The sequence below is a fragment of the Aquirufa sp. ROCK-SH2 genome (genome assembly GCF_054558315.1).
In genome coordinates this window covers 185,147-199,980 of the sequence record NZ_JBPXKB010000002.1, presented here as the reverse complement: position 1 = coordinate 199,980, position 14,834 = coordinate 185,147, and the positions used below count along the sequence as shown (strand labels likewise).

The following is a 14,834-nucleotide window of genomic DNA, read 5'->3' as shown; positions in this document are numbered from 1 at the left end:
GCGAGTATTTGACAATTATTTTAAAGAAATTGATTCGATCAACACTTTTGTTAAGTCTTGACGGTGACCATTCATTTTTTGGTAAGTCTTTCTACGCTTCTTTTTGAAAACTAAAACTTTTTCTCCACGAACGTGAGCAACAATTTTACCTGTGATTTTAGCTCCCTCAACTGTTGGGGCTCCTACGGTCACATCTCCGTCTTTGTCAACAAGTAAAACCTTGTCGAATACCAGTGCAGCGCCTTCCGCTCCCGCCAAACGGTGGGTATAAACGGTACGGTCTTTTTCTACTTTAAATTGCTGCCCGGCAATTTCTACGATTGCGTACATTTTTTATGTATTTAAGTGAAACAATCCCACGAGGCCAGATACGATCATCTTTAATAAGCCTTTTAAATGGGGATGCGAAGTTACGAAGAAGATTTTTAATAAACAAGTCACTGAAATAGAAAATAGAAGAGAGAAGAGAGAAGAGAGAAAAGTGAAGAGAGAAGAGAGAAAATGTAGAATGTAGAATTGAGAATGTAGAATTTATAAGAGACTTTTTTCTGGGGTTAGATTTAAGTCAGTTAGAATGATTCAACATTTTTTCTCTCTTCTCTTTCCTCTCTTCTATTTTCTAAAGGGGCACGGAGGAGAAAATAGTTAAAATTATTTTTGTCTAAAAAATTATAGCTTTTGTCCATTTTTGTTATTTTTGTTTATTAACAATGTGTCTCTAAATTATTCATATGTACGATTACGTGCCTTATTTGTCGTTTCTAACCAGTGGCATTGGCTTTTTATTTATCTTATACTTACTGATTCAATTTAATCGATATCCGAAAAATTATTGGCTGATTGGTGTGGTGTTCGGTGTGGTGTACATGGAATTTTACATTTACGGACTTACTTCCAAGCATATTTATCAAATGCTATTTTTGTTCCGTTCTTCCAATATCATACGGGCTTTCTTACCTATATTCTTGTTTTTCTATGTCCGTGGAATGCTTTTTCCTCAAAAGGAAATCCGCTGGAGAGATGCTTTGCACTTTGTTTTCCCGATTGCGGTAATCATCGGCATTATGCCAGATTTACTATTGAGCGATGCAGAAAAGACCTTGATTCTTGATAATTATTACCGACACAACGAATTTCTTTTGATGCGAAAAGCGGGTATGATACCACCTGCCATTCTGCAACCCGTTTCTATTGCAGTAGGTTTAAGCTACAGCACCATTTCCTTAGGCTTGGTCTATTTTGCTCAAAAAATCTATGGAAAAAGCTTTGTGTATTTTAATCAACAAACGCTGCTTTGGCTGAAATTAATCAGTTTAGTGATTTTTCTTTATTTCGGATTACAATTGTATCAATACTTGAATTTATTCATGAATCATACCTTTAACCCACCTTCGCAAATTGCGAAATGTGTGGTGGCGATACTTTTGTTTTCGTATTTCATTACCACTCCCAATGTGAAAGAAAACATGGATGGTTGTATTTTTCCACCTGAAAAAGATGATGTGGAAAGCCTTCCAAATTTAGAAGAAATTTTTCCGAATTTGCTACCAGAATTTGAAAAGAATGACCTTGCCAAACACCTGACAGATAGTATAGTAGAATCTAAATGCTATATCAGTGAAAATTGCGACCTGATTTCACTTTCCAAAATGGTAGACATTCCTCCACAAAAATTATCGGTTCAAATCAAAAAATTCTACGGAATTTCCTTTACAGAATACATCAATCGACTCAAGATTCACTATTTCTTGACGCATTACAAACAATTAGATCAATATACCTTAGAAACCTACATCTACCAAAGTGGCTTCAAAAATCGCTCTACTTTCTACGCTGCTTTTAAAAAATACGTGGGGGTAAATCCGAGTTTTTATATGAAAAGAGGAATGTAGAATGAAGAATTAAGAATGTAGAATTCTACATTCTTAATTCTTCATTCTTAATTTATATCGACAACTTTCACTATATTTGCAATAAATTATAGACATATCTACAACAATGAGCGCTTTCCCAACACAAATAACAGCCAGGCCAGAATATATAAATCGGATAGTGCCGTTTATGGATAAGTCCATTATCAAGGTCTTAACGGGTCAACGAAGAGTTGGAAAAAGTTATTTATTGTTTCAAATCATAGCGAAGATTTTAGATAAAAATCCAGCTGCTTGCATCATTTACATCAACAAAGAGGATCTTGCCTTTCAAGCGATTTCCAATGCAGAGGAATTGAATCTGTATGTTCAAAAAAGCAAAGCCAAGGAGGCTAAAACGTATGTTTTCATTGATGAAATCCAAGAAATTACCGATTTCCATTTAGCATTACGCTCCCTGTTGTTAGACGAATCCTTGGATATCTATTGTACAGGAAGTAATGCCAATATGCTTGCCTCAGATATTGCGGGACACCTAAGTGGAAGATATATAGAAATAACTGTTCATAGCTTATCCTTTATCGAATTCTTGGAATTTCATTCGCTAAAAGCCGACGCGACTGCCCTAGACATGTATTTAAAATACGGAGGATTGCCCTATTTGAAGCATTTACCCAAAGATGATGCCATCGTGTTTGAATATTTAAAAAACATCTATAATAGCATCGTTTACCGAGATATCATCAACCGTTTTGCCATCCGAAATGTGCCATTTTTGGAACAATTGGTGCATTTTATGGCCAATAACATAGGCAGTATTTTTTCCATTAAAAAAATTAGCGATTTCCTTAAATCACAAAAAACGAATATCCCACCCAATCAAGTACAAATATATATCCATCATTTGTGCAATGCCTTTTTGATCCATCAAGTGAGAAGATATGACCTAGTTGGAAAGCGAATATTTGAAGTAGGTGACAAATATTATTTTGAAAATTTGGGTATTAGAAATGCCATTTGGGGCTACCGAATAGAAGATCTTGGCAAAATTGTGGAGAATGCCGTTTATAATCAATTGATTTTCCTACAATATGAGGTGCAAGTCGGGGTAATGAATCAACACGAAATAGATTTTGTAGCTACCAAAAATGGGGAAAAATGGTATCTCCAAGTTGCCCTAAGAATCCATGATCCCAACACCATCCACCGAGAATTCAATAACCTTCTTAAAATTTCAGACAATTACCGAAAAACCGTCATCACCCTAGATCCATATACCGGAAATAGCTACCATGGCATTGAAATTTATGATTTATTGACGTTTTTGAAGAAATAAATGAGAAGAGAGGAAAGAGAAGAGAGGAAAGAGAAGAGAAAAACCCTCTTACCTCTTACCTCTTACCTCTTACCTTTTACCTCTATTTCTCCTTCTTCTTCCTCACCACCTCGGTCGTGGTGTAAACCGTTTCTTCTGTGCCGTCTTTGCGCTTGCGCTTAGTGACTTTCGCACTTCCGTCTATACCTACTTGTGTTTCTGAACCGCCTTTCTTCTCAACGATTGTTTCTGTTACGTTGTTGGAAATACGCTTTTTAGTAACTTTTGGTGCATTAGGGTCAACAGGCTTGGCTTCGAGAGCCTCAGCCACCGGCTTCGATACTGACTCAGTTGACGGGGAAGCTGGTTTAGGTTTTGCTTTAACCACTGGTTTTTTCTTCACCGCTGGTTTAGCTGCATTCGCCGCTGATTTATTCACTACTGTTGCAGTGCTTGTTTTTGTTTGTGTGTTTGTTTTAACAGCGCTTGTAGCCACTTGCTTGCTTGCTCCTTGCGTTTTTACCGTAGAAGTTATCGTCTTGTTCGTTACTTTAGGACGTGTTCTGACAACCCTAGTCTTGGTTACTGTTACGTATTCGTATTCCTCTTCAGCTTCAGCTGGTTTGGCTTCAAGAGTCTCAGCCACCGGCTTCTTTACATCTTCAGCTACCGTTTTCGGTTTGGTTTGCTCAACGATTTGCTTTTCTACCAAATCACTCTTTTGAGTGGTTTCAGGAAGTTGTTTTACTTCTTGTTTGATCTGTTGAGTAGGTTGATTCACTTCTTGCTTAATTTCTTGCTTAAGTGGCTCCGCCTGCTCTTTCTTTTCATAAGGACCAAAATCCTTCTGCTTCATTTCGCTCTCCTCAATCTTTAATTCGTCTTTCTTCTCCTCTTTCTTCTTATCAAAAATAAAGAAGCGAATCGCCATTTCATGGGTTTGTGAACTAGCCTTTCTGATCTCTGAAATAGGAAGTTCAAATACATAGCCTAAATAGATCTTCTTGGTCGCCTGAACGCCTAAACGTAGTCCATAAGAATCTTCTCTTCGGTAGCTTAAACCAACATCTAATTTACCTTTTAAATTCGCTGTCAAGTTCAAATCATAAGACAAAGGTACGTCTGCCGCTAATCGAACCAATAAACTTGGGTATAAAGTTACTCTTGAACGTAAGCCGTTGGGGGTTTCTACCTTTCCGCCTAATCCAATCTTGGTTCCTGCCATTGCATAGTAATAAGCCACGTCTCTAAATGCACCTGAATAAGTTCCAAAGTCATACTTTAAAACCCTTGGTTGAGAAACACTCACAAAAAATCCATCATCATGTTTCGCCAAACGTAAACCCCAGCCAAGATTCGGTTGAATGCCCGTACTACGATCTCCTGCAAATAAATTATCATTGGCATTCACCAATCTAATATTAGAAAGATTCAAGGCAATATTAGCCATCCCCATGCGAATTCCTCCATCCAAATTCCAATTTTCATTTAACTTTGCATGGTAAGCAAAGTCCGCCGATAAAATAGTAGAACGGACTGGCCCTGCTTCATCTACCAAAGCACCAATACCGATTCCCTTCTTTTGGCCCCACTTGAAATTACCCGATAAACCTAAGTTTCTTGGCGCTCCCTCAATACCTACCCATTGGTTACGATACATCAAGATCATTTCCGAGTTCGGTGTACTTCCTGCTTGAACAGGAGTTAATACCTGTGGATTAAATCGATACAAACTGTACATCGTCTCGATCTGAGCCTTTACTTGTGTACTCATTAAAAATAGCATGAACAAAGCAACAAGGGAGATTGGGGTCAAATGACCCCAATTCCTGGTACTCGCCTTTTCTACTCTCAATGTTTTTATTAACTGATCCATAATGATATGATTTAAAACTTCTTTCTAATTCTGTAGGATTTAAATAAGTGGCGTTTTAAGGCCACTTACTTTGTCCTAAAGGCTATGTTTATTTCACTGTGCGATTAACGAATACATATGTTCCAACTGTTGGTTTTGCTCCGTAGAAGTCAACGATGTAGTAGTACGTTCCATCTGGTAACTTACCATCTTCAGCCAGTAACTCGTAGGCCTTGTTGGTTTCTCCACCCCAGTTATTTTGGTAGTTCTCCGTCTCAAATACAATGTTACCCCATCTGTTGTAAATCGTAATTCGATTCTTCGTGCCCATGATTCCTGGTATGATCAACACATCATTGATACCATCACCGTTTGGTGAAATACCCTGAGCAATAAAGGTCTCACAAGTATCTGTATCCAATCTGTTCGGAATACCATCCTTATCACAGTCTTCTATGGCACCAAAGTTCAAGTCATCCTCTAACTTATCGGCTAAGCCGTCGTTATCCGAATCAACATCTCTATAATCTGGAATACCGTCCTTGTCTGTATCAATCGGATTATTACCATCAGCACCCTTCTCCATAGCATCACTGAATCCATCGTTGTCTGAATCTAGATCTCTGTAATCAGGAATGCCATCCTTATCCGTATCCACTGGATTGTTGCCATCCGCACCTTTCTCAACCTTATCTGAGATACCGTCGTTATCCGAATCCAAGTCTTGGTAATCTGGAATGCCATCCTTATCCGTATCAACTGGAACCGCTGGATTAGCGCCTGCTTCAACCTTGTCTGGAATACCGTCGTTATCCGAATCTAAATCTCTGTAATCTGGAATACCGTCTCCATCCGTATCTACTGGCTTAGCTGGGTTTTTACCTGCTTCCACCGCATCTGGGATGCCATCGTTATCCGAATCTAAATCCAAGTAATCTGGAATACCATCTCCGTCTGTGTCGATTGGTGTTGCCCCATTAGGTCCTTTCTCTACGCTGTCTGGGATACCGTCATTATCTGAATCTAAATCCAAGTAATCTGGTGTACCATCTTTATCCGTATCTACTGGAACCGCTGGGCTCTTACCTGCCTCCACTTTGTCAGGGATACCGTCGTTATCCGAGTCAATGTCTTGGTAATCTGGAATACCATCTCCATCTGAATCTACTGGCTTGGCTGGGTTTTTACCCGCTTCCACCGCATCTGGGACGCCATCGTTGTCCGAATCCAAATCTCTGTAATCAGGGATACCGTCGCCGTCTGTGTCTACAGGAACTGCTGGATTCTTACCAACTTCCACTGCATCTGGGATACCGTCATTATCTGAATCTAAATCCAAGTAATCTGGGATACCATCTCCGTCCGTATCTAATGGGCTTGCCCCATTAGGTCCTTTCTCTACTGAATCTGGAATACCGTCATTGTCAGCATCTAAATCCAAGTAATCTGGGATTCCATCTCCATCTGTATCTTTTGGTTTATTTGGATCTCCACCAATTTCTATGATATCTGGAATACCATCATTGTCTGAATCTGCATCCTGGAAGTTAGGAATACCATCTTTATCCGAGTCGATTGGATGAAGTGGATCTGGACCTGCTTCTTTAGCATCCAACATTCCGTCTCCATCTGAATCCAAATCTCTAAAGTCTGGAATACCATCACCATCTGTATCCAATGGAGTCAATGGATTCTTACCTGCCTCTATTGCATCTGGAATACCATCATTATCAGAATCCAAATCTCTAAAGTCTGGAATACCGTCTCCATCCGTGTCTACCGGACTTGCTGGGTTAGCTCCTACTTCTACTGAATCCGGAATACCGTCATTATCTGAATCTAAATCCAAGTAATCTGGAATACCATCTCCATCCGTATCTACTGGATTAGCTGGATTAGCTCCTGATTCTAGCTTATCTAGGATACCATCATTATCTGAATCTGTATCCCTGTAATCTGGAATACCATCGCCGTCTGTATCCAATGGACTTGCCCCATTTGGTCCTTTTTCTACGCTGTCTGGAATACCGTCATTATCAGAATCTAAATCTCTATAATCTGGAATACCATCACCATCCGTATCCAATGGGCTTGCTCCATTGGCTCCCGCCTCTACCGAATCTGGAATACCATCATTGTCTGAATCTACATCCAAATAATCCGGAATACCATCATTATCCGTATCTACAGGTGTTGCACCATTTGGTCCTTTCTCCACTGAATCTGGGATACCGTCATTATCTGAATCTACATCCAAGTAATCTGGGATACCGTCTTTGTCAGTGTCTACTGGAACCGCTGGGTTTGCGCCTGCTTCAACTTTGTCAGAGATACCATCTCCGTCTGAATCTAAATCTCTGTAATCTGGGATTCCGTCGCCATCTGTATCTAATGGGCTTGCCCCATTAGGTCCTTTTTCTACTGAATCTAGGATACCATCATTGTCAGAATCCAAATCTCTAAAGTCTGGCGTGCCGTCTCCGTCCGTATCTAATGGGCTTGCCCCATTAGGTCCTTTCTCTACGCTGTCAGGGATGCCATCATTATCTGAATCTAAATCCAAGTAATCTGGGATACCATCTCCGTCCGTATCTACTGGTTTAGCACAGTTCGATCCTGCTTCAATGTTATCTGGGATACCATCTCCGTCTGCGTCCGTATCACGGTAACTTGGGCGATTATCCTTATCAGGGTCTGAAGTAAACTCAATAGAGTCTGGAATACAGTCATTATCTGAATCCGTATCTAAACGATCTGGGATACCATCTCCGTCTGTATCAGCTCCGCAAACATCTGTTGTGCGAGCTTCAGCCATGTCAGCCCATCCATTATTATTGGCATCTGCCAATTCAGTCAAGGTTCCATCAAAATTCGCATCATTATGCCAAGCATAAACTGGTACCGCCTCCCAAGCATCTAAGATGCCATCATTATCTGAATCTAAATCCAAGTAATTTGGAATACCATCGCTGTCTGTATCTGTGATGCCCTCGCACTTATCCGATATACCATCATTGTCAGAATCTAAGTCTAAATAATTCGCATCACCATCCTTATCTGTATCGATGTTCTTCTCAACAGCATCTGTAATACCATCACCATCTGAATCCGTATCCATGTAGTTTGGAACACCGTCTCCATCAAAGTCTTGGCAATTTCCAATCGCTCCGAAACATTCCATCATGTTTGGAATACCATCGTTATCACAATCTGCTGCCGCATAAGCCTCATAAGCAGCGGTGCCTGGAGTAGGTATAGTACCTGAACCTCCTACGCAGAAATTCAATGGATCTGAGTCTGTATTATTAGGGGTTCCGTCACCATCGCAATCAGCTGCTAACCATGCAATGCTTGGAGTCAATGTTTGACTAGCGACTACCAATGAGCAAGGATCAACTGGATCTGTTCCATCCAATTTTTCTTTGCCATTTGTTACGCCATCTCCGTCGCAATCTGCAGCCATCCAAAGACTGTTTGGCGTCAGGGTTTGACTAGTAGCCTTCATTGAGCAAGAATCCGCTGGATCAGTATTGTCCAATACTTCTTGGCCATTGGTAACTCCGTCTCCATCACAATCCATTGCTGGATTCGCTGGGTCACAAACTGTGATTGTTACAGTAGCTATTGCACATTGTGATGGTGTGTAATTATTATCACAAACCGTGTAGCCGATCGTTACTGAATTACCATCCAATACTGAAGGAACATAATTAATTGCTCCTGTCAATGCATCAAACGTCACCGTTCCTTGGGCTGTTCCAGCTCCCGCGCCTGATTGGCGAGTGATGCTGATTCCTGTTCCCGGTTGAATTTGATCGTTGGCTAAAATATTTGCCGTAAATACCCCGTTAGTCGCTTCGCTGATGACATCATTGGTAGCGGTTGGGGCTGGATCTACAACGATATGTAAAGTTGCATCCGCACAATTCGCAGGAGTTTCATTATCACAAACCGTATAAGGTACATCTACTGAACCTACAAAACCATTCGCTGGAGTGAAAGTATAAGTTCCATCTGGATTAATTACTAAAGTTCCAGTAGTAGAAGGAATGCTTCCATTTGCTGTTACCCTAGAGACTGCATTTGGATTTGTACTTCCATCATTGTCTAATACATTACCCGTTACCTGCGCATTTCCTTTGGTTGAAGCATAATCATCAGCTGGTGCTGTAGTAGTTAATGCGTCTGATGCAAGTACAGTATAAGTAACTGTGGCAGATGAACAAAGTGCTGGATTAGAATTATCACAAACTCGATATGTAACCTCATCTGTTCCTACAAATCCTGGTTCTGGGGTATAGGTCAAGGTTCCATCTGAATTCACTACTATCGTACCGTGAGATGGTTCTACCACAATCGACACACTTGTAGGATCCAAACTACATCCTTGGTTTGAACACTTATCATTAGCCAAAATATTGGTTGTTACATCCGCTCCTAATTTAACTGTTGCTACATCTGGATTCACAACAGGAGGTATCGTCAATGAATTAGGATCTTTCACTGTAATGACTAATTGCGTCGTTGCACATCCTGATGTTTGACCCGGTAAGCAATTTGGCACATCAAATACGTATTTACCTGGAGTAGCTGCCTCAAAATCATACGTACCATCTGAGTTCATTGTAATGGTTCCTCCTGAAGGATTCGTACTCGCTGCCACTGGAGTTCCATATATAGTTCCTGTCGAATTATCATTGGTAGACACGTCACCAGAAACCGGAACACTGATGTTCGTTGCATTGATATCTGACACAAAGTTTGGTGCTGGCTCTACCACTAAGTGAAGCGTTGCATTAACACAATGTGCAGGTGTAGCATTGTCACAAACGGTATAAACTGCATCATAAGAACCCGTAAATCCTACCGCAGGAGTGAAAGTATAACTTCCATCAGCATTCATTACCAAAGTACCAATATTAGCAGGTACTGAAGCTGCGCTAGTCACTGTTAATGGCAAGCCTCCTGAATTCACATCGTTGGTTAATACATTACCATAAGCAGGATACATATTACTCGTCGTAATAAAGTCGTCTGCTGCCACCGTACGCGCTGGTGCATTGGCTGGGTCTACTGTATAAGTGACCGTAGCTGTTTTGCAATTAGGCGTTGGGGTTGCATCATCACATACTTTATAAGTTAATACATCCGTTCCTACGTAACCTGGTGTTGGTGTGTATGTCAAGGTTCCATCCGAATTCACTGTAACCGTTCCATGTGCTGGATTAACCGTTACTGCTACCGAAGAAGGATTTAAGTTGCAATTATCATTTTGACAAATATCATTGGCCAATACATTCGTAGTTACACTTGATCCTGATTTCACTATAGCAGCATCTGGATTAACCGTAGGTGCTACGTTTGTCTCATAAGGATCGGTTACTGTAATCGTAATTGGACTCAATGGACAATTTGTTGTTTGACCCGATGGACAAACTGGTACATTGTAGGTATAAACACCTGGTTGTGTAGCTTGGAAGTTGTACGTTCCATTAGCGTTCACAGTCATTGTTGCACCTGTTGGATTACTTCCTAATGCAACCGGACTTCCATATGTTCCATCACCTACAATCACATCATTTGATGCAAGCCTTCCCGCAATTGGCGAGTTGATTAATCCTGCATTAAAGTCTGGTTGAATCACCGGCGCTGCTGGCTCTACCACCACGTGCAAGCTTGCAGATGAGCAGTTTGCAGGTGTTGCATTGTCGCAAACTGTATATGGAATATCCAATGTTCCTGTAAATCCTGCCAATGGTGTGAATGTATATGTACCATCTGCATTCATCACAATCGTTCCTTTGTTTGGAATCGTTGTAGTTTGTGAAGTTACAGTTAATACCGCTGATGGATTCGTTGTTCCATCGTTACTCAATACATTTCCTGTTGCAGGGAAATTTCCTGCCGTTCTTACTGCATCATCTGCAGCTGTCGTTGTCGGAGATGCATTCGTTGGCTCCACAGTATAAGTGACTGATGCTGTTTTACAAACTGCTGGATTCACTGAGTTATCACAAACTTGATATGTTAAGACATCTGTTCCTACGTAACCTGGTGTTGGTGTATACGTCAATGTTCCATCCGAATTCACTGTTACTGTTCCATGTGCTGGCTGTGTCGCAATGGTTGGATTCGACAAGCTGCAGTTTGGATTCTCACAAATGTCATTCGCCATTACATTCGTAGTTACACTGCTACCATCTTTCACTGTTGAAATGTCTGGATTTACCGCAGGTGCCACATTAGAAGCTAATGGATCTACCACAGTGAAGCTTACTGGACTCAATGGGCAACCCGTCGTTTGGCCCGCTGGGCAAACTGGTACATTATAAGTGTAAACTCCTGATTGAGTAGCTGTGAAGCTATACGTTCCATCAGAATTCACTGTGAAAGTAGCTCCTGTAGGATTAGTTCCTGTAGCTACTGGTGATCCATAAGTAGCACCACCTACAATCTCATCATTGGTAGCTAAGCTTCCTGCAATTGGTTTATTAATTAATCCATTGTTAAAGTCAGGGTCAATTTGTGGCATTTCCACAATGATTGCTAAAGTTTTTGGTGAAGAAACACAACCATTAGCACCTACTGACTGAACACTTACATTGCCTGAAACCGTTCCCACAACTGCATTTATGCTTGTTGTTACTGATGATCCCGTCCAAGTACTTGGCAATGTCCAAATATAAGACACCGCACCAGATACCGCACTTATAGCGTAATTGCTAGTAGATGCTATGTTTGGATGAGTATTTCCAGTAATTGTTCCAGGCATTGCAGGAGCGGTTGGTACTGGAGATACCGTTACACTGGTAGCCGTACTAATACAACCTGACGCATTTTTCGCCGTTACACTGTAGGTACCAGGCGCCACACCCGTGAAAATTCCACTTGTATTTGTATAGTTTACACCATCAATGCTGTAAGTCATACCTGTTTCCTGAGGACTAGTCACCGTTATTGTTCCTGTATTCGTAGTACAAGTTGGTTGCGTAATAGATGCCGCCACTTGAGCAGGTATTACATTTACCGTAATGGTCGATTGTGAACTGATTGCTGAACAACCATTAGTATCTGTCACTTTTACATCAAACGTTCCTGATGTACTTGTTGAGAAGCTACTTGCTGTTTGCGTGCTCATTTCAACTCCACCTGTTCTCCACTTATATGTAAATGGTGAAGCTCCTACTGGCGTTGCCGTAATTGTACTTGGTGTTCCTGCACAAACGGATGCCGAAGGTGCAACTGCCAATGTTACGGTTGGCAACGCGTTAATGGTAATATCGATAGGACAAGAAGTAGAAGTTACACTACTTGAGGTAATGTTCACTCTATATTGACCCGATACCGCTGCATCATAATTTACGCTGGTTCCGTTAGAAGGAACATTTACCCATCCTGAACCTGTATTCATTTCCCACTGATAAGTAGGATTTGTATATCCTGTTGGATCTGCTGAAATCGTTATAATCTCTCCAGCACATACCGTTGGTGCCAATGTGGTTGACGCACTAGCCGGAGGTAAAATTTTAGTTACTGCCGACTCTGTCGTACAAACTCCATTATTCACTTTTACCGTGTAAGAACCTGCCGACGTTGCATTATAAATGGCATTGGTTTCACCTGTAAGAATAACACCATCTTTGTACCATTGGTACGTAGCTCCTGAAACTGCATTGCTAGAAACTTCCAACTTAATTGGTGTTCCATTACAAGAGCTTCCCATGGCTAATAACGCTCCTTGTGCAATTGATGCTGTTGGAGGAGAAGATACTGCTACCACTTCTGAAGCACTTAAGGTACTTTCACAACCCAAAGCATTTTTCACTTTTAAGCTGTAAGATCCTGCATCATACGTTACTAACGTCTGTGCGGTAGCACCAGGAATCAAAACGCCTCCTTTGTACCAAGTATAAGAACTAGCTGTACTTGCCGTTAAAGTTACAGCTGATCCTGCACAAACACTAGATCCTGAACTTGTAATGGTTGGCGTAGGGAACGAAATCGTATTTGAACATTTCACTAATGGATCTGTTCCATTTGTGATTTCCGTTGCATTGCTTTGTCCGTCACCGTCGCAATCTGCAGAAGACCATGCCGCACTTGGCGTAAGGGTTTGATGCGTACTTACAAAGGCACATGGATCTACTGAACTTGTTCCATCTATCACTTCTTGTGCATCTGTTACACCGTCGCCGTCTGAATCTAAATCACGGTAATCTGGAATTCCGTCTCCGTCTGTATCGGCAGGAGTTGTACCTGTTCCTTTTTCAACGCTATCTAAAATACCGTCACCATCTGAATCCGTATCTCGGTAATCTGGAATACCATCACCATCTGTATCCAATGGCGTAGTACCCGTTCCTTTTTCTACTGCATCTGGGATACCATCGTTATCTGAATCCGTATCTCGGTAATCTGGAATACCATCACCATCTGTATCTAATGGAGTTGTTCCTGTTCCTTTTTCAACCGAATCTGGAATACCATCTCCATCTGAATCCGTATCTCTGTAATCTGGAATACCATCACCATCCGTATCTAATGGTGTAGTTCCCGTTCCTTTTTCTACTGAATCTGGAATACCATCGTTATCTGAATCTGTATCTCTGTAATCTGGAATACCATCACCATCCGTATCTAATGGTGTAGTTCCCGTTCCTTTTTCTACTGAATCTAGGATACCATCGTTGTCTGAATCTGTATCCAAATAATCTGGCGTACCGTCTCCATCTGTGTCTACTGGGGTTGTTCCAGTACCTTTTTCTACTGAATCTGGAATACCATCGCCATCTGAATCCGTATCCAAATAATCGGGTGTACCATCTCCATCCGTATCTACTGGCGTTGTTCCAGTTCCTTTTTCGATTGAATCTGGAATGCCGTCTCCGTCTGAATCTACATCATACGGATTAGCCGCACCTGTTCCATCTGTGTTTGGAGGTGTTAATCCACCGTTGGTTGATAGAGGTACTCCATTGGCGTCTACTCCTCCATCTACCTTACCATCACCATTTGTATCAGTGCCACCTGCCTCTGTTACGTCTGAAATTCCATCTCCATCTGAATCACTATCTAAACGATTTGGAATACCATCTCCATCCGTATCACAGTTTGGATCAGTTGGAGTACAAGCAGCCGCTTCTACGGTATCCAAAATTCCATCATTGTCATCGTCTAAATCAATCACGTCGTCAATTCCGTCTCCATCGAAGTCTGCTGGACAACCATTGTTGCTAGCTGGACCTGCTATTGTCACGCATTGGTCTACGTTATCTAATACGCCATCTCCATCCGAATCCGTATCTTGGAAGTCTGGCGTACCATCTCCATCCGTATCTAATGGTGTAGTTCCCGTTCCTTTTTCAACCGAATCTAGGATACCATCGTTATCAGAATCCGTATCTCTATAATCTGGAATTCCGTCTCCATCCGTATCTAATGGTGTTGTACCCGTTCCTTTTTCTACTGCATCTGGGATACCGTCGTTATCTGAATCTGTATCTTGGAAGTCTGGCGTACCATCTCCATCCGTATCCAACGGAGTAGTTCCTGTTCCTTTTTCTACTGAATCTGGAATACCGTCGTTATCTGAATCTGTATCTTGGAAGTCTGGCGTACCATCTCCATCCGTATCTAATGGTGTAGTTCCCGTTCCTTTTTCTACTGAATCTAGGATACCATCGTTATCAGAATCCGTATCTCTATAATCTGGAATTCCGTCTCCATCCGTATCTAATGGTGTTGTACCCGTTCCTTTTTCTACTGCATCTGGGATACCGTCGTTATCTGAATC

5 protein-coding genes are annotated in these 14,834 nt (G+C 41.3%); 2 read left to right on the top strand and 3 right to left on the bottom strand.

Annotated elements, in window-relative coordinates; translation table 11 throughout:
- Positions 1-15: 15 nt before the first annotated feature.
- Positions 16-330, bottom strand: coding sequence for a 50S ribosomal protein L21 (rplU, locus tag V7S79_RS04775; RefSeq protein ID WP_459489418.1), 315 nt, complete (start codon positions 328-330; stop codon positions 16-18).
- Positions 331-731: 401 nt separating this feature from the next.
- Between rplU and V7S79_RS04770 the strand changes: the two genes are divergently transcribed.
- On the top strand, positions 732-1,892 hold the full coding sequence (locus tag V7S79_RS04770; RefSeq protein ID WP_459489417.1) for a helix-turn-helix domain-containing protein: 1,161 nt from the start codon (positions 732-734) through the stop codon (positions 1,890-1,892).
- Positions 1,893-2,061: 169 nt separating this feature from the next.
- Entirely contained in the window at positions 2,062-3,207 is a 1,146-nt protein-coding gene (locus V7S79_RS04765) for an ATP-binding protein (RefSeq protein WP_459489416.1), read from the top strand.
- Positions 3,208-3,289: 82 nt separating this feature from the next.
- Here the strand turns inward: V7S79_RS04765 and V7S79_RS04760 are convergent, their stop codons facing one another.
- Together V7S79_RS04760 and V7S79_RS04755 are read right to left on the bottom strand one after the other, a co-directional pair.
- Positions 3,290-5,062 (bottom strand): PorP/SprF family type IX secretion system membrane protein, encoded by a 1,773-nt coding sequence (locus V7S79_RS04760; protein WP_459489415.1) that lies wholly within the window; start codon positions 5,060-5,062, stop codon positions 3,290-3,292.
- Positions 5,063-5,150: 88 nt separating this feature from the next.
- The coding region (locus V7S79_RS04755; RefSeq protein WP_459489414.1) for an Ig-like domain-containing protein at positions 5,151-14,834 on the bottom strand (9,684 nt) is incomplete at its 5' end.

Coding starts and splice junctions, on each gene's coding strand:
- V7S79_RS04765 (WP_459489416.1), top strand. CDS start 2,062: ATGGATAAGTCCATTATCAAGGTCTTAACGGGTCAACGAAGAGTTGGA.
- rplU (WP_459489418.1), bottom strand. CDS start 330: ATGTACGCAATCGTAGAAATTGCCGGGCAGCAATTTAAAGTAGAAAAA.
- V7S79_RS04760 (WP_459489415.1), bottom strand. CDS start 5,062: ATGGATCAGTTAATAAAAACATTGAGAGTAGAAAAGGCGAGTACCAGG.
- V7S79_RS04770 (WP_459489417.1), top strand. CDS start 732: ATGTACGATTACGTGCCTTATTTGTCGTTTCTAACCAGTGGCATTGGC.